General features: G+C 66.3%; 15 protein-coding genes. 2 read left to right on the top strand and 13 right to left on the bottom strand.

All coding sequences use genetic code 11. The annotated features are described in order from the left end of the window. Window positions 1-5: 5 nt before the first annotated feature. The 5 genes from QCE69_RS30715 to QCE69_RS30695 form a co-directional block, all read right to left on the bottom strand. Window positions 6-935: a LysR family transcriptional regulator gene (locus QCE69_RS30715; protein WP_309926148.1), complete on the bottom strand. Its 930-nt coding sequence runs from the start codon at window positions 933-935 to the stop codon at window positions 6-8. A gap of 16 nt (window positions 936-951) precedes the next feature. Then, a complete protein-coding gene (locus QCE69_RS30710) occupies window positions 952-1,341 on the bottom strand; it encodes a PaaI family thioesterase (protein ID WP_404987610.1) in 390 nt (129 codons plus the stop codon). A gap of 316 nt (window positions 1,342-1,657) precedes the next feature. Continuing rightward, window positions 1,658-1,855 carry a hypothetical protein gene (locus tag QCE69_RS30705; RefSeq protein WP_309926146.1) on the bottom strand — a complete coding sequence of 66 codons (198 nt, stop codon included), beginning with the start codon at window positions 1,853-1,855 and terminating at the stop codon, window positions 1,658-1,660. A gap of 283 nt (window positions 1,856-2,138) precedes the next feature. After that, window positions 2,139-3,311 carry an FAD-binding oxidoreductase gene (locus QCE69_RS30700; protein ID WP_309926144.1) on the bottom strand — a complete coding sequence of 391 codons (1,173 nt, stop codon included), beginning with the start codon at window positions 3,309-3,311 and terminating at the stop codon, window positions 2,139-2,141. Between the two features lie 54 nt (window positions 3,312-3,365). Then, complete coding sequence (locus tag QCE69_RS30695) at window positions 3,366-4,865, bottom strand: aldehyde dehydrogenase family protein (protein WP_309926142.1); 1,500 nt, start codon at window positions 4,863-4,865, stop codon at window positions 3,366-3,368. A gap of 262 nt (window positions 4,866-5,127) precedes the next feature. Here QCE69_RS30695 and QCE69_RS30690 point away from each other — a divergent pair, with 262 nt between their 5' ends. Further along, window positions 5,128-5,757, top strand: a complete 630-nt coding sequence (locus QCE69_RS30690; protein WP_309926140.1) for an XRE family transcriptional regulator — start codon at window positions 5,128-5,130, stop codon at window positions 5,755-5,757. On the opposite strand, the gene QCE69_RS30685 is transcribed toward QCE69_RS30690, so the two are convergent. The 8 genes from QCE69_RS30685 to QCE69_RS30650 form a co-directional block, all read right to left on the bottom strand. Continuing rightward, the gene (locus QCE69_RS30685) at window positions 5,754-7,247 is read right to left on the bottom strand and encodes a cytochrome P450 (RefSeq protein WP_309926137.1); all 1,494 of its coding nucleotides are present in this window, start codon (window positions 7,245-7,247) and stop codon (window positions 5,754-5,756) included. The two genes, QCE69_RS30690 and QCE69_RS30685, sit on opposite strands and share 4 nt — an antisense overlap. 142 nt (window positions 7,248-7,389) lie before the next feature. Then, entirely contained in the window at window positions 7,390-7,611 is a 222-nt protein-coding gene (locus tag QCE69_RS30680; protein ID WP_309926136.1) for a type II toxin-antitoxin system RelE/ParE family toxin, read from the bottom strand. Beyond that, window positions 7,608-7,805: a stability determinant gene (locus QCE69_RS30675; protein WP_309926133.1), complete on the bottom strand. Its 198-nt coding sequence runs from the start codon at window positions 7,803-7,805 to the stop codon at window positions 7,608-7,610. Before QCE69_RS30675 ends, QCE69_RS30680 begins: the two co-directional genes overlap by 4 nt. An 86-nt stretch (window positions 7,806-7,891) precedes the next feature. Then, entirely contained in the window at window positions 7,892-8,746 is an 855-nt protein-coding gene (locus QCE69_RS30670) for an IclR family transcriptional regulator (RefSeq protein ID WP_309934664.1), read from the bottom strand. Between the two features lie 68 nt (window positions 8,747-8,814). Beyond that, window positions 8,815-9,639 (bottom strand): sugar phosphate isomerase/epimerase, encoded by an 825-nt coding sequence (locus QCE69_RS30665; protein WP_309934662.1) that lies wholly within the window; start codon window positions 9,637-9,639, stop codon window positions 8,815-8,817. Between the two features lie 14 nt (window positions 9,640-9,653). Next, complete coding sequence (locus tag QCE69_RS30660) at window positions 9,654-10,265, bottom strand: NIPSNAP family protein (RefSeq protein WP_309934661.1); 612 nt, start codon at window positions 10,263-10,265, stop codon at window positions 9,654-9,656. After that, window positions 10,262-12,010 (bottom strand): FAD-dependent oxidoreductase, encoded by a 1,749-nt coding sequence (locus QCE69_RS30655; protein WP_309934660.1) that lies wholly within the window; start codon window positions 12,008-12,010, stop codon window positions 10,262-10,264. The genes QCE69_RS30660 and QCE69_RS30655 overlap by 4 nt, the downstream gene beginning before the upstream one ends. Continuing rightward, entirely contained in the window at window positions 12,007-13,815 is a 1,809-nt protein-coding gene (locus QCE69_RS30650; protein WP_309934658.1) for an FAD-dependent oxidoreductase, read from the bottom strand. Before QCE69_RS30650 ends, QCE69_RS30655 begins: the two co-directional genes overlap by 4 nt. Before the next feature lie 218 nt (window positions 13,816-14,033). On the opposite strand from QCE69_RS30650, the gene QCE69_RS30645 reads away from it, so the two are divergent. Continuing rightward, on the top strand, window positions 14,034-15,701 hold the full coding sequence (locus QCE69_RS30645; RefSeq protein ID WP_309934657.1) for a SulP family inorganic anion transporter: 1,668 nt from the start codon (window positions 14,034-14,036) through the stop codon (window positions 15,699-15,701). Window positions 15,702-15,739 lie beyond the last annotated feature (38 nt).

Below are 15,739 nucleotides of genomic sequence, written 5' to 3'. Positions count from 1 at the left end.
GAGCGTTAGGCCGACGTGCCGGAAGACGCTTCGACCGTGCGCAAGTGATCGAACAGAAGACGGCTGACCGGCGACAGCGCGTCCGCATCGCGCACGACGATCACGAGACTGCGCGCGGCCCATTCCTCCTCGAGCGCGACGGCGGCAAGGCCAAGCTGCCGCCCGATCGCCTCGAACACGTGCAAGGGCAGCACGCCCACGCCCATGCCGGCCTGCACCATGCGGCACACGGCGTCGAAGCCCGGCACGTGGATGCGCAACCGCAACGCGCGGCCCGCCTGACGCGCGGCCAGATGCGTGCGCATGTTGATCGAACTCGCTGAATGGAGGCCGATGTGATCGAAGTCGAGAGTATCGGCGAAGCTCACGCGGTCGCGTTTCGTCAACGGATGCGTCAGCGGCGTCACGATGACGAGCCGGTCGTGCCGGTAATGCACGGTGTCGAGGCCGCGCGTATCGGCGTCGCCGGAACAGATGCCGAGATCGACGAGACTGTCCGCCACACCCTCGATGATGCCGCCGCTCGGCCGCTCTTCCAGATCGATCTTGACCTGGTCGTGCATCGAGATGAACGCGCGCAGATCCTCCGGCAGGAATTCCACGATCGCCGACAGGTTGGCCATCATGCGCACGTAGCCGCGCACGCCGCTCGCATGTTCCGCCAGTTCGATGCCGATGTTCTCGACATCGCGCAACACGCGGCGCGCGTGATGCAACAGCGTCTCGCCGGCAGGCGTGAGCGCCATGCCGCGCGCCTTGCGCTCGAACAGCACGGCGCCGACGGCCTGCTCCAGTTCGAGCAGCCGCTTGCTGGCCGCCGACACCGCAATCGCCTCGCGTTCCGCCGCGCGCGTGAGAGTGCCTTCCTCATGGACCGCGAGGAAGAGTTGCAGAGTCGTGAGATCGAGACGTCGGAGAAGATTCTTGAGGGCCATCGCCGGATGGGCGCGCCTAGCGGGCGTATTTGAAGGTGCCTTGCGCGCTCGCGATCATCACGCGACCGTCGACCCACGCCTCGCCGCGAGCGAAATAGACCGAGCGCCCCTGACGCTCCAGGAAGCCTTTGGCGACCACCTTGTCGCCGACGCCCCGGTCCAGATAGTTCACCGTCAGCGAAAGCGTGAAGCCGTGCACGGGTTCGGGGCCGGTCGTGAAGAGACCGGCGTATCCGCATGCCGCGTCGAGCAGCGTGGCGATCGCGCCGCCCTGCAGGATGCGTTGCCGGTTCAGATGCCCGGCGTGTATCGGCATCAGGAATTCGGCGTAACCGGCGCGCCACTCGCTGAACGTCGCGCCCAGCGCTTCGAGAAACGGATTGTCCAGGTCCAGGTGCGCCACCATTGCTCCTTCTCCGTTTTCGTTGCGTGCAATTGTGCCACCTGGAGCTCCACATCGCTGCGGGGCACAAAAAAACCCGCTCGCAGCGGGTTGGATGAATTCAGGAACGGTCAACGCGTAAAACATGGCCAATTGGCAAAATCTGCATGCTCGAAAACCAGTGACGCGCGAGCGGAGATTTTTTACGTCTCCGCCAGTCATTCACCAATTTCACATGACTCATGAAACCGGAACATCAATTGAAATTGACAAAATTTGTTACGCTTAAAATGCCTCGTGACAAAGCGTGCCATGCACGCAACACATTGCGATGTTGCGATCAGTTATATCCACGAATGACGCAGGATTTCTGTTCCTCTTCCGATTTCTCACTGGCAAAGCGTCCGCAGATTTCCGCGACATAATCCGGTTCCGCCGATACCTGGCTGGAGCGGTGCGATACGGACACGCTTGTATCCGGGGGCAGTTCGCCGTCTTCGATCCAGGCGTAGTAATGCGCGCTCGTATTGGCATCCATCGTTAGTCTCCTTTCGTTCGATGCACTCGACAAGATTGATGGTTCCAGAATGCGCCTCCTTGAAGCGGCTGGCCCTAGTGGATTTCATTAATGGACGCGGCCGAAAAACGAAGCAAGACTCAAAAGAATGTCTGCGTGTTGCGCAAACGGAATCGTTTCAATCTACCTGTCCTTTTTCGAAGCGAAAAGAATGCCCGGTCGCAGCCGGGCATTCTCAAATCGAATGAGTGCGAAAGCGGTGCTTTAAAAGCACTCCACATTCCGCACTGCACTCTTCTATGAGTTACACCACATTCTTTTCCACGATCGGCCGGCCTTCCAGCACGCGCGTCCAGTCGAGCGGCGAGAGATCGAGCGTTTCATAGCGCCCGTGCAGGATCATTTCGCTGACGCCACGCCCCGTCGCCGGACCTTGCTGCAGTCCATGGCCGCTGAAGCCATTGGCGAAGAAGCAGTTCTCGACCTCCGGATGCGCGCCGATGATCGCGTTCTGGTCGAGCACGTTGTACTCGTAGTAACCGGACCAGCAACGCTCGACCCGCAGCGCCTCGAAGCCCGGCACGCGATGGGCAAGCGTCGGCCAGATCACGTCATCGAAGAGCGCGTGATCGACTTCGTCAAGCGGCAAGTCGTCGGGATCATGTTCTGCGGAAGGCGAGGTCCCGCAAATATAGGTCTGCCCTTCAGGCCGGAAATAGACGCCGCTCGGATCGATCAGCAACGGCGCGCCTTCGAGCCGCGCCGGCGACGACACATTGAAGATGCTCCGGCGCCGCGCATGCACCGGCAGGTCGATGCCCAGCATCTTCGCCACCGGCCGCGCCCACGCGCCCGCGGCGTTCACCAGCACGTCGCACGCATGGGTTTCGCCGTTCGCCGCCTGCACCGCCGTCGCGCGCCGGCCGTCACGCCGGATGCCCGTCACCTCGCTCGCCACGTAACGCGCCCCGAGCGCCTGAGCCTTGCGCCGCAAAGCCTGCACGAGGCCGTAGCCGTCGAACCAGCCTTCGCCGCTCTCACCGTAGGCGCCCGCCGCCAGATCCCCGGTATGCAGCCAGGGAAAGCGCGTGGCGAGCTGCGCGGCATCGAGCAGACTGATATCCGCGCCGAGTTCGCGTTGCAGCGCGTGGTTCTCGCGCAGCGTCGCGGCCCCGGGAGCGGTCGCGAGGAACAGATAGCCGCCTTCATGCAGATCGATCGACGGCCGTTCGCCGTTCACCTCCAGCCGCTCGCCGATCGAGCGCAGGAACTCGATGCCGTAGAGCGACATGCGCACCGAGAGCGGCGTCGAGAACTGCTGGCGGATCGACGCCGCCGAGAGCGCCGACGACGAGCGCGCGTAAGTCGGATCGCGCTCGATCACCGTGACCTGCACGGTCGGATCCGCAGCCCGCAAGAAATACGCGACCGAACTGCCGATCACGCCGCCACCCACAATCACCACTTGAGAAGCCACGCCGCCTCCGTGCGAATGCCACTGCCGATATTCGATGCCGACGCCGCTGCGCGCTTAGCCCAGGTTGAAGTCGATGCCCTGCGCCAGCGGCAATTCCGACGAGTAGTTGATCGTGTTGGTCGCGCGGCGCATGTAGCCCTTCCACGCATCCGAGCCGGATTCGCGTCCGCCGCCGGTTTCCTTCTCGCCGCCGAACGCGCCGCCGATCTCCGCGCCGCTCGGCCCGATGTTCACGTTGGCGATGCCGCAATCGCTGCCCGAAGCCGACAGGAAGCGCTCGGCTTCGCGCAGGTCGGTCGTGAACGTGCATGACGAAAGGCCATGCACGGCCGCGTTGTTGGCGGCGATGGCGTCGTCGAAATCGCTGTAGCGCATCACATAGAGGATCGGCGCGAAGGTTTCCTTCAGCACGACGTCGGTCTGCGACGGCATTTCGACCAGCGCCGGACGCACGTAGTAACCATTCTCGTGACCCTTCACGGCGACGCGCTCGCCGCCATGCACGGTGCCGCCCTCGCCCTTGGCCTGCTCGAGCGCGTCCTGCATGCGCGCGAACGCCTGCACGTCGATCAGCGGTCCCATCAGCACGCCCGTCTCCAGCGGATTGCCGACCGGCACCTTGCCGTACAGCTCTTTCAGACGCGCGACGGTTTCGTCATAGATGCTGTCGTGCACGAACAGCCGGCGCAGCGACGTGCAGCGCTGCCCCGCCGTGCCGACCGCCGAGAACAGGATGCCGCGCAGCGCCAGGTCGCGATTCGCAGTCTGCGAGACGATGCCCGCGTTGTTGCCGCCGAGTTCGAGGATCGAGCGGCCGAAACGCTGCGCAACCGCGACGCCGACCTTGCGGCCCATTTCCGTGCTGCCGGTTGCGCTGACGATATCGGAACGCTTGTCCGCGACGAGCGCCGTGCCCACCTCGCGCCCGCCGATGAGCAGCGCAGCCAGTCCGGCCGGCGCCGAGCCGAATTCGTCGAGGGCGTCGCGCAGGATGCGATCGACGGCGAGCGCCGTGAGCGGCGTCTTTTCCGACGGCTTCCACACGACGGCGTTGCCGCACACGAGCGCCAGCGCCGCGTTCCATGACCACACGGCCACCGGGAAATTGAAGGCGGAGATGATCGAACAGACGCCCATCGGATGCCAGGTTTCGGCCATCCGGTGACCCGGACGCTCCGACGCGATCGACAGGCCGTAGAGCTGACGCGACAGGCCGACCGCGAAGTCGCAAATGTCGATCATTTCCTGCACCTCGCCCAGCCCTTCCTGAAGAATCTTGCCCGCTTCGAGCGACACCAGCTTGCCGAGCGCTTCCTTTTTCTCGCGCAGACGATTGCCGAGCAGGCGGACCAGTTCGCCGCGGCGCGGCGCGGGCACGTTGCGCCAGGTGGCGAAGGCGTCGCGGGCGGCGGCCAGCGCGGTGTCGACGTCGGCGGCGGTGTGCTGCTTCACGCGGCCGATGACGTCACCCGTGATCGGCGAAGCGACGGCAAGGTCGCCGTCGGCGACGAGATGCGCGATGCCGAGGTCGGCGAGGATCGATTGTGCGTTCACGATGAGGGTCCTTTCGAAAGTAAGTCCGGCTCGCACCGGCCGTGCAACGCGACGGCCCAGCGCTGTTTCTTATCAGAAACTTGAGAGAATTTCGGAAACTATACGCGCTGCGGCTCCGCGCCACAACAGCGCTCAATATCATGGTTGTTACGCATGCTTGCCAGCGCTTTTGGGCATTCCTGCACGTCCCGCCCGGCGCTATCGCGATGTTATGATCGGAAACAAAACGATGTCCTCTGCGACCCACGACACCCATCTTCCCATGGCTAGCCCCAGCACGAAAAACCCGCCGGATACTTCCCCGGTCGATCTCGGACGGCGGGTCAGGCACGCGCGGCTCGCGCTCGACCTGACGCTCGACACTGCGAGCCGCGTGTGCGGCGTGTCGCGTTCGGCGCTGTCGAAGATCGAGAACGGGCTGATGTCGCCGACCTTCGACGTGTTGCAGAAAATTGTCCGCGGGCTGCGCATCGACCTCGGCGAACTGTTCGGCACGGCGCCGGCGCCCAGCGCGAGCGGACGTCGGGCGCTCACCCGGCGCGACGCCGGGCAGCGTCACGCGTATCGCGGCTATCAGATGGAACTGCTCGCCACCGAGCTCGCGCACAAAGCCATGCTGCCGTTCCGCATCCGGATCTCGGCGCATACCCTCGACGCATTCGACGACTGGGGCCGCCACGAAGGCGAGGAATTCCTGTACGTGATCAGCGGCAGCGTGTGCCTGTATTCCGAGCTGTATGCGCCCACCCAGCTGAACGCCGGCGACAGCATGTACTTCGATTCGCGCACCGGCCACGCGGCCATCTCGACGAGCGAGGAAGACGCCGAAGTGCTCTGGATGGCGACGGGCGGCAGCGTGCCTTCCGGCGATCCACCCGAAAACACCGCCTAGCTGCGCGCGCGCAACGCAAGCCGCATCGGCATGGCGCTCGGCCCCACCGTGAATGCGCAGGTCTCGTGGATCCGCGACGCGTCCACGGCGAGCCGGGCGGTGAAGTTCGCCGTCAGCATCGAGATCACGAGCCGCATCTCGACCGCCGCCAGATGGCGTCCCGGACACACCCGCGGCCCCGCGCCGAATTGCAGATAGGCATGGGGCTCGTGCGCGCCACGCTGCGCCGGACAGTCGTCCGGCGCGCCCTGCTGCGCCCGGTGCTCATGCAGCCAGCGGTCCGGATCGTAGCGTTCGGGCGCGGCGAAGTTGCGCGGGTCGAGCATCGCGGGGCGATGCAGCAGGAAGATCTTGGTGCCGGCCGGCAGGCGCACGCCGCGCAGCCGCACGTCTTCGACCGGTTCGAGCGAAAGATACGGCGCGACCGGATGCAGACGGCTCGCTTCCGTGCAGAGCGCCTCGCACAGGTCGAGCGTGCGCATCGCGGCGTAGCCCGGGCACACGGCGGCATCGCCGAGGACCGTGCGCGCGTGCGCCGCGACCCGCTCCTGCAAGGCTTCGTCCGCGCCTAGGAACAGCAGCGCCCAGGCGATGCTCGTCGCGGTCGTCTCCTCGCCCGCCACGAGCATCGTCAGCACGTTGGCGGCGACTTCGTCGTCGGTCAGGCCGGAGCCGGGCACGTCGCGCAGCGCGAGCATCGCTTCGAGCAGATTGCGTGGTTCGACGTCGAGATCCATGAACGGCATCTCGCGGGCTTCGGCCCGCGCCTCCTCGCGCATGCGCGCGCGCGTGCGCGCCATCAACGAACGGATATGGCGATGCACGTCGATCATCGCGGCGTCGAACTGGCGGTCACGCGGGAGCTTCACGTAATGCCACCACGCGAACGGCGAATTGACGCGCGCCATCAGCGTCGGCAGCAGCATGGCCAGTTGCTGCTGGATCAACTCGCGCCCGTTTTCCAGCGTGTTCGGGTCGTCGCCGAGTGCGAGCGCGCTCGTGACATCGACGGTGAAACGCTTCAGGTCGTCGAGCATGTCCACCACCGCCCCGGCGCGCGCCGCGGCTTCCCAGCGGCGCCGCAGACGCTCGGTGATGGCGGCGAGCGTCGGATAGAACGTCTTGATGTGCGGAATGGACAGCGCCTGCATGACGAGGCGGCGTTGCGATTCCCATCCGTCGCCTTCGATCGAAAACAGCCCGTTGCAGCCGAACTCCTTCAGGATTCTCTCGATGGGCGCATAGCGGCGGTAGCGATACGGACGTTCGCGCAGCACTGTATGGGACAAGTCGATGTCGTCCCAGACTGTCACCCGCGTGGTGCCGAAGCGGAAGACGTAGGGCGTGCCCAGTTCGGTGGCCCAGCGCTCGAGCGTCAGGTGGTGCGTGGCGGGCGGTAGCTGATGCAGATTGCCCAGCAGAGGCAGGCCGCGCGGAGACGGCAGGTCGTCGACTTCGCGGAAGGACGGCGTAACAGGCGCTGCGTGCATGATCGGCCTCGCGAAGGCTTGATCCGGGCAGGAGGGTGCCGAGGCCCGCTGGTGGCGGCTCTACGATCCGCCGCGACCATACGGTTATAAAAAAGGGGAACTTTGTCGCGAATGAAGTACGTGAGGATTTCGATGGGTTCCTTCACTGCATACACAATGATGAAATAAGGGTGAACGACGATTTCGCGAGTTCCGAAAACGCGGCCAGTACGATAAAGATAAGGAGCTCCGCGGCCGACTCAGGTGCCGCCCCGATCAGCGCTTTGATCATGCGGGCAGCGGCGGGACTGCGTTCTGCGATGTACTGGATGATCTCCTTGAGGTCGAGGCGCGCGGCTTGAGTCCAGACAACATTTAACGTCAAGTTGCCCTCGACTTGTGGCGTCTCTCGGCAGCTAGAATGATTTCTTCCATTTCGGCCATGACCTGATCATGCGGAATCCGCGGCCGCGTATCCGCCATGGACCGTCTCACTTTCTCGCGAAACCACTTGTCATAGGCTTCGGCTTCTTCGACGGTAGCGAACTCGGACACGATGGGATCGAGCGGAGTAGTCATTTGCGGTTCTCGTTTCATGATGAATTCATGATATCGCAGGGCCGCGCGGGGCGTCACCTCGGCCATTCGGCCAGCGCGCCCGCCGCTTACCCGGCCTTCGACTTAGGGCTGCCCTTGCCGCCCGACGCCAAGACCACGTGCCCCTCCACCTTGCCCGCCGATCGCTTGAAATAAGGCGAACTCAGAGTCGCCGCACTCATGTCCGACGCGGCTTCGAGCAACGCGGGCGCGAGCGCCTCCAGGCGGGTGTCGGGCAGGCGGCTGGTCGGCCCGGCCAGACTCACGACGCCCACCACCACGCCCGTTACCGGATGGTGGATCGGCGCGGCCATCGACGTCATCCCGGCCTCGTACGTTTCGCTCGCGATGCCATAGCCGCGTTCGCGCGCCGCCTGCAAGCCGGCGAGGAATTCCTGAATGCCCTTCGGCGCCCTGGGCCCGCCCGCGCCCGGCTTGCCGAGCCCGCCCTGCCTCGCCACGAGTTCGAGCGCGGCTTCGTCGGTCAGCGACGACAGCCACGCCTGCCCGCTCGCCGTGCAATGCAGCGGCGGCTGGCTGCCCATGTCGGGGTCGTAGCGCAGCCCGGATTTTGCGCCCTGCGCCTTGCCGACGAACGTGATGTGGTCGTCCTCCACGACGCCCAGCCGCGCCAGTTCGCCCGATTGCGCCGCGAGCCGGTCGAGCACCGGCTGGGAGACGTCGAGCACGCCGCCCGTCGACAGATAGATGAGCGCCAGCGACACCAGCTTCAGCGCCAGCATATATTCGCCGTGATCCTCGTCCTGACGGACGTAGCCTTCGTCAATCAGCATCGCGAGCAGCCGGTGCGTGCCGCTGCGTGGAATGTTGAGCGTGTCGGCGATGGTGGCGAGCGGCATGCGCCCGCCGTTTTTCGCCAGCAACTCGATGATCGACAACGCCCGCTCCAGGTTTCCTGCCATCTTCAGCCTCTCGAAGTTCCGATTCGGAATAAGAACACGATTCCACCTCGGAATTCAACCGCCAGATGTCATTCTTTTGCGTGCGCCGCTTCCAGCACCGCCAGCGTCGCCTCGCGCAGACGCGTGGCCCGCGTGAGGGCATCGGCGCTGCGGGCCCACTGGTTCATTGGCGTTTCGATCGACAGCGGCAGATTCTCCGGCAGCGCCCGCAGCATGCCGGTCAGATCGAGGCCGCCTTCGCCCGGAATCATGCGTTCGGCGCGCGCCTGATACAGCAGCGTGTCGAGGTCCGTCGGACGTTCGGCGGGCGCGTCGCAGAATTGCAGATAGCCGAACCATTCGCGCGGCAGGTCGGCGAGCGCGACGGTCGACGAACCGGCGCGGTCAAAATGAATCGGATCGACGATCAAGCCCGTGTTCGCACGCCCCGCCGCCCTTACGATGCGCGCGCCCTGCACGATGTCCTTCGCGTCCGTCCACGGCATCGGTTCAAGCGAGGGCGACAGGCCATACGGCTGCGCAAGATCGCACAGCGCCGCGAGACGCGCGGCGGTACGCGCCTCGTCGGGATCGTTGCCCGCGACGAGCACGTAGCGCGCGCCGAGTTCGGCAGCGGTCGCGAGCATTGGCTCGTACGCGGCGACATCCGTGTCCGGTTTCAAACGCAGGATCTCGGCATCGAGCACGCCGATGCCGGTATCGCGCAACGCCGCCAGCGTCTCGCGCTTGAGCCGCGTCGCACCGACGATCTCATGGCGCACCTCCGTGTCCGTCGCCGGCAAGAGCCGCAGGCCGACAAAATCGTAACCGGCCCGCGCCGCGCACTCGACCATCTGCGGCGGCGTCAGCTCCAGCACCGTCAGGGCCGACAGGGACAACTTGCGTCGTGACATGGCGGCGTCTCCCTTCAGCGCAGCGGCGAGAACGGCGCCGGCATGTAGATGGTCGATTCCATCGTCGTCAGATGGGCCGGTCCGCCCTTCGGCGGCCAGATGCCGTCCGCCACCGCTTCGGCGCGGATGCGCGAACGCTCGTCGACGCTCGCATACGGCCAGATGTTGAGAAAGCGCGGCACCGTGCCGTCGAGCGCATACATGGCGCCGATCAGCGGCGAGCGCTTCGTGCGCTCAGGCAACGCGCCCTGCCATGCGTCGATCGTGTGTTGCAGGCTCGCGAGCTTCGTGCCGTAGACGCGCATCTCGTAGATGCCGCCGTGCACGGCAGGCTCGATCGGCGGAAGGAACGGGAACAGCGCGTAGCTGCTCACCTCGACATCGGTGACGAACTCGCCGCAGCCGAACGGATTGCCTTCGAGCAACAGCTGCTGCCGTTCGCGCACGAGCGCCGCTTCCGAATCGAAGCCGCGCAGCACCATCACGCGGCCCAGTGCGCCGATGTCGGAATACCAGCAGCCGAGCAGCTTCACGCCCGGCGCGGCGCCGTTCGCCTCGATGTGCTCGAAGACCCGCGCGTTCGCGCCGAGCTTCACCGTCAACGTGACTGTGTCGTAGAGAGTCATTGAAAAGTCCTTGCCTGTGTGGAATGAGAGTCTTGCGCACAGGCGCCGCTGTCGTCATGCAGCGGCGCCTGCGCCAGTTCGAGGCCGGCCAGATAGCCGAAGGTCATCGCCGGACCCAGCGTGATGCCGCCGGCGGGATAGTGGCCGCCCATCATGCTCGCGGCGTCGTTGCCGACCGCATACAACCCGGCGACGGGCGCGGCGGAGGCATCGAGCACGCGCGCGCGGGCGTCGGTGGAAAGTCCGGCGAAGGTGCCGAGACTGCCGGGCACGATCTTCACCGCGTGGAACGGACCGTCCGCGAGCGGCGCGACGCAGGGATTCGGCCGATGCAGCGCATCGCCCTGGAAGCGGTTGTACGGCGTCGAACCCTTGTGGAACTGCGGATCGAAGCCGTCCTTGGCGTACGCGTTGCAGGTGGCGACGGTATCGGCGAGACCGCGCGCGTCGATGCCGCATTGCTGCGCGAGCGCTTCGAGCGTCGGCGCGGACTTGAGATAGCCGGCGCGCTGCAGCGGCCCGAGCGGAAACGGAAACGGCTTCGCCGCACCCAGGCCATAGCGCCGCTGGAACCGGTGATCACAAACGAGCCACGCGCAGACTTCCTCGCCGGGCGGCACCGTGCCGATGAGTGCCGAGACGAAATCGTGATACGACGACGCCTCGTTCGCGAAGCGCCGCCCCGCGCGCGTCACGGCGATCACGCCCGGCTTCGCGCGCTCGATCAGGTGCGGGAACGCCGCCTCCGCGCCGTGCGCGCGCGGCACCAGCGAAACTGGCGCCCACGCGGCGGGCGCGTCCAGCGCGGCGTCGAAATGCGCGCCGGCGTCGATGCCCGCGCGAATGCCGTCGCCGGTATTGCTCGTGGGCGCGGCGGACCAGTGCGGCATGCAGGGAAACGTATGCGCCTGACGCGCGGCATCGTGCGGATAGCCGCCGCAGGCGAGCACCACGCCGCGTTTTGCCAGCACGTCGTGCGGCACGCCGTCGATCTCGACGCGCGCGCCCGTCACACGCGTCGCGCCGTGCAGAAGCGTCACGGCCTTCGCACGCGTGCGCAGATCGACACCGCCATCCGCCGCCGATTTCAACAGCCGCGCGACCAGCGCATTGCCGTTCACGAGATGCATCGAGCGGCCGTAGCGCAGCTTCTGCCATGCGAACGCTGCGAAGCGCCGCGCCACATGCCAGGCCGACGCTGCACTGCGCGTCGCGTTCAAGAAATGCGTCAAGTCCGCGCCCGAAGCGATCGCCATGCCGGCCACCGTGGTTTCGGCGAGCGGCGGCCGCAGACGGTCGAGCAGCGGGCCGAGCGCACGGCCGTCGAACGGCATCGCGCCTACCGAGCGGCCGCCGTTTGCCGAACCTTGCGTCGTGTGGAAGTCGGGAATGCGGTTGCCTTCGATGAAACGCACCGCCGTATGCCGCTCGAAGAATTCGATCATGCGTGGACCGTGTTCGATCAGCGCATCGATCTTCGCGGCGTCGACGTGCGCGCCGAGTTCGCCCGCGAGGTACGCGCGCGGCGCATCCGCCGGTTCGACGATCCCGGCGCGCTGCGCGAGCGGATTGCACGGAATCCACATCCAGCCGCCCGACCACGCGGTCGTGCCGCCGAACACGTCTTCCTTCTCGCAGACCAGCACGGACAAGCCCTGCTGCGCCGCCGTGACCGCTGTGGACAGACCGCCGGCGCCGGAGCCGAGGACCAGGACATCGCAATGGATCACCGGTGGCTGGCTCATTTCACCACCGCGTGCGCGTGCAGGCTCGATCCGGTTTCCATAGGCACCACGAGCGCTTCATCGCGTGCATCTATCAGCGCGTGTTGCGCGTTTTGTGCCCGAACCGCCGCATGCCGCGCCGCCAGATAGCCGAATGCGAGTCCCGGGCCAAGCGTGATGCCCGGGCCGGGATAAACGCCGCCCATCACCGACTGCATGTCGTTGCCGCAGGCGTACAGGCCGGCGATCGGCTGATCGTCCCGATCGAGCACGCGCGCGTCGGTATCGGTGACGAGACCGGTCGCCGCGCCGATATCGCCCGGATAGAGCCGCACCGCATAGAACGGCGCCCGTGCGATCGGCCCGAGGCACTTGTTCGGTCCGCTCCAGTTCGCGTCGCCATTGGCGTTCTGATACGCGGTCGTGCCGCGCTGGAAATCGGCATCGACACCCGTCTGCGCATAACGGTTATTGCGCGCAACGCTGTCCGCGAGTCCCGTCCGGTCAATGCCGAGCCGGTCCGCCAGTTCGTCGAGCGTGCTGCCCTCGACGAGATAGCCGTCGGCGAGAAACGGCGCGAGCCCCTTGCCGCCCGGACGCACCATGCCGAGCCCGTACTTGCGCAAGCCATCCGCATCCGTGACGAGGCACGCGGGGATCGACGGCTGCGCGCGGTGCGCTTCCTGCATCGCGATGCCGAACAGGTGATACGACGTGTTTTCGTTGAGGAAGCGCCTGCCGTTGCGATCGACGATGATCATCCCCGGCTTGCCGCGATCCATCAGGAAGTGCGGGAACACGGCGGTGCTGCCGTCCGCGCGTTTGCGGGTCGACACCGGCGCCCAGAACGCGTTTGACCGCGCGCCCTCGCCAAAGCGCGCGCCGACTGCGAGCGCCAGGTCCTGCGCGCCGCCGGTATGTCCGGGCGCGCCTGCGCACCACGCGGGATCGGCGCCCGGCAGCAGTTCGGCGCGCCGCGTCGCGTGCCGGTTGAAGCCGCCGCTCGCCAGGATCACGCCGCCTGTCACGCGGATACGCCGACGCTCGTTGATTTGACTCAGCGACACGGCTTCGATGCCATGTGCGCCGCTGTGCAGCGCATCGACCCGGGTTTTGGTCAGGATCGTCACGCCGCGCTGGCGCAGCGACAGCAGCAGCCGTCCGATCAGCGCATTGCCCATCACGAGCCGCGTGCCGCGCGGCGAATTCAGCCGGTCGCGCGCGTGCCGCATGAGCAGCGCTGCAGCGTGCCGCAACGACCTCAGTGATTTCGTCATGCCGAGCAAATGCGCGACGTCGTCGCGATCGACCATCATGCCGCCCAGCACAGTGAATTCGGGAAGCGGCGGACGGATCAGCGCGAAGTCGGGGCCGAGCGTGCGGCCGTCGAAGGGCAGCGGCTCCAGCGCGCGGCCGCGCAACGTCGAGCCTTCGACTTCCGACAGGTAATCCGGATGGAACGGGCGCGCGCGGTATTTCACTTCGCTATGGGCTTCCAACTGCGCGACCGCCTTCGGACCAGCGTCGAGAAACGCCCGGCGCATCGCGGCGTGGCTGTGTGCGCCGACCGCGCGATCCAGGAATGCTTCGGCATTCGCCACGGTGTCTTCGGAATTGACGCCCCGCCCGTGCATCGAACCGGGTATCCAGGTGGTGCCCGCCGAGTAAGCCGTCGTGCCGCCGACGTATTCCGTGCTTTCCACGAGCAGCACGCGCGCGCCGTCGATGGCCGCCACCAGCGCCGCCGACATCCCCGCGCCGCCCGCGCCCACCACGACGGCATCGAATTGCTCGTCCGATCCCAACTGCTCCAGTGTCTCCGTCATCGATATGCTCCGCTCCCCGCTCATTCGCTGAACTTTCTTCTATTTCAGAATCCTATTCCACTTTAGCGAATGAAGCAAAGCCATTTTCGTTCGACGAACCCTCGTACAGCTTGGCAGCCATCCGTCATTGGGGCACGATTCGCTTCTTCGATGACCCGCGCCCGCCCATGCAGCCATCCCCTCGCCGGCCCGCCCTCCATGCCTGGCTATTGAAAGGCATGCTCCCGCTGAACCGCGCCGCCGCGCTGCGCGATGCGCTGGCGGGCGTCTCGCTCGCCTCGATGGATATTCCGCAGGTGCTCGGCTACGCGCGCATTGCGGGGATGCCGCCGGTCACCGGCCTGTACACGGCTTTCCTGCCGCTGTTCGCGTTTGCGCTGTTCGGCGCGTCGCGTCATCTGGTGGTCGCGGCGGACTCGGCGACGGCGACCATCCTCGCCAGCCGCGTCTCGACGATGGCCGCCATGGGCAGCGCCGATTACATCGCGCTCGCCGGCATGGTTGCATTGCAGACCGCCGCGCTGCTGTTGCTCGCGCGGCTCTTCAAGCTGGGCTTTCTCGCCGATTTCCTGTCGCGCACGGTCCTGGTCGGCTTTCTGGCGGGTGTCGGCGTGCAGGTTTCCATCGCGATGCTCGGCGATCTTCTCGGCATGACCGTGCCGGAGCCTTCGTCGCGCAGTCTGGCGCAACTGGCCTATGTCGCCGGACATGCGCTGCAATTCCATGGGCCGACCTTCGGGCTTGCGCTGCTCGTGATCGTCCCGATCCTGCTCTGCAAGCGCGCCGCGCCGCGCGTGCCGATGCCGCTCATCGCAGTGGTCGGCAGCATCGTTGCCAGCAAGCTGTTCGATTTCTCGGCGCATGGCATCGCGGTGCTCGGACCCATCGACGGCGGCCTGCCCGCGCTGCGCTTCCCCGCCGTCACCTGGCAGCAGTTCCTCGACCTGATGCCCGTCGCGGCCTCGTGCTTCGTGATGATCATCGCGCAGAGCGCGGCCGCCGCGCGCGTCTATGCGCAGCAGTATCGCGAGGACGTCGACACCAACGCCGACATCCTCGGTCTCGCCGCCGCCAACACGGCGGCGGCCTTCAGCGGCACCTTCGTCGTCAACGGCAGCCCCACTCAAACCGCGATGGCCGAGCGCGCCGGGACCCGCAGCCAGTTCGGACAGGTCGCGTTCGCGGCGGTGGTCGCCGTCGTGCTGCTGTTCCTGAGCGGCTATCTGCGCTACCTGCCGCACTGCGTGCTGGCGGCGATCGTGTTCACCATCGCCATCGGCCTCGTTAACGTTCGGAGCCTGCGGGACATCCGCGCCGAAAGTCCGGGCGAGTTCACGCTCGCGCTGGTGACGGCGGCGGCTGTGGTGATGATCGGCGTCGAGCACGGCATCCTGCTCGCCGTGGCGTTGTCGCTGATGCGGCACGTGCGCCACAGCTACCATCCGCACACGATGGTGCTGACGCCCGTTCCGCCCGACGGGCGCTGGCAGTTCGTGCCCACGGCGCCGGGCGCGATGACCACGCGGGAACTCATCGTGTATCGCTTCGGCGCGGATCTGTTCTATGCGAACGATCACTTCTTCACGATGGAATTGACGGAGCTCGTCGATACGGCGCCCGGCGCTCTGCGCCATCTTGTCGTCGATGCCGGAGCGATCACCGACCTCGATTATTCGGCGGCGCGGACGATCGGCGATCTCATCGAAACCTTGCAGGCGCGCGGCATCGCGGTGCGTTTCGGGAGGGTGAATCGCTTCCTGCGCGGCGACATGGACCGGCATGGGCTGACGCGCGTGCTGGGGGCATCGAACGTGTTCGGGACCTTGCATGAAGCGCTGGCGGCGGTCGGCGTTCCCGCGCCGATGCACGGACCTGATCCGCTGTAAGCAGCCTTTTGCGGCATGGATCCCGCGACGACGCTCCT

Source organism: Caballeronia sp. LZ032 (assembly GCF_031451315.1).
Classification (GTDB): domain Bacteria; phylum Pseudomonadota; class Gammaproteobacteria; order Burkholderiales; family Burkholderiaceae; genus Caballeronia.
This window is presented reverse-complemented; position numbering and strand designations above follow the sequence as displayed.

Bases quoted from the DNA above. Each gene is read 5' to 3' on its own strand.
- QCE69_RS30715 (WP_309926148.1), bottom strand. From the start codon at position 935: ATGGCCCTCAAGAATCTTCTCCGACGTCTCGATCTCACGACTCTGCAA.
- QCE69_RS30710 (WP_404987610.1), bottom strand. From the start codon at position 1,341: ATGGTGGCGCACCTGGACCTGGACAATCCGTTTCTCGAAGCGCTGGGC.
- QCE69_RS30705 (WP_309926146.1), bottom strand. From the start codon at position 1,855: ATGGATGCCAATACGAGCGCGCATTACTACGCCTGGATCGAAGACGGC.
- QCE69_RS30690 (WP_309926140.1), top strand. From the start codon at position 5,128: ATGGCTAGCCCCAGCACGAAAAACCCGCCGGATACTTCCCCGGTCGAT.
- QCE69_RS30685 (WP_309926137.1), bottom strand. From the start codon at position 7,247: ATGCACGCAGCGCCTGTTACGCCGTCCTTCCGCGAAGTCGACGACCTG.
- QCE69_RS30675 (WP_309926133.1), bottom strand. From the start codon at position 7,805: ATGACTACTCCGCTCGATCCCATCGTGTCCGAGTTCGCTACCGTCGAA.
- QCE69_RS30670 (WP_309934664.1), bottom strand. From the start codon at position 8,746: ATGGCAGGAAACCTGGAGCGGGCGTTGTCGATCATCGAGTTGCTGGCG.
- QCE69_RS30665 (WP_309934662.1), bottom strand. From the start codon at position 9,639: ATGTCACGACGCAAGTTGTCCCTGTCGGCCCTGACGGTGCTGGAGCTG.
- QCE69_RS30660 (WP_309934661.1), bottom strand. From the start codon at position 10,265: ATGACTCTCTACGACACAGTCACGTTGACGGTGAAGCTCGGCGCGAAC.
- QCE69_RS30655 (WP_309934660.1), bottom strand. From the start codon at position 12,010: ATGAGCCAGCCACCGGTGATCCATTGCGATGTCCTGGTCCTCGGCTCC.
- QCE69_RS30650 (WP_309934658.1), bottom strand. From the start codon at position 13,815: ATGACGGAGACACTGGAGCAGTTGGGATCGGACGAGCAATTCGATGCC.
- QCE69_RS30645 (WP_309934657.1), top strand. From the start codon at position 14,034: ATGCTCCCGCTGAACCGCGCCGCCGCGCTGCGCGATGCGCTGGCGGGC.